The 304-nt window shown below is 36.2% G+C and carries 1 pseudogene; it reads left to right on the forward strand.

From position 1 onward, the window contains the following. Positions 1–304 (forward strand): annotated as a pseudogene (locus SB717_RS34835) (isopeptide-forming domain-containing fimbrial protein); the annotation flags it as partial.

A 304-nucleotide genomic window follows, 5' to 3' on the forward strand; every position in this document is an offset into this window, starting at 1 on the left:
GGTGCTGGTTATGTTGCATATGCGGATGTAACAAATGTAATTGCGCAGCAAGGGATTTCTCAAACTTTGACAGTTGCAAATGTGCCACAAATTAAAGATGTAACAGGTGGCGGCTATTACTGGGGTAACTGGAATCTTATATTAGTTTATGAAAACTATAAAGAAACAGTAAAAGACATGAAGATTTGGGAAGGGCTAGTCTCTCAAAAAAGTACAGCCTGGACAGATATTAGTGTTAATAAAATAAATACACCCAAAGAAGGTACTTTTAAGGCGAAATTTAGTTATTTTTCATCGCAAGGTG

This window comes from Priestia sp. SIMBA_032, assembly GCF_046535215.1.
Taxonomy (GTDB): Bacteria; Bacillota; Bacilli; order Bacillales; family Bacillaceae_H; genus Priestia; species Priestia aryabhattai.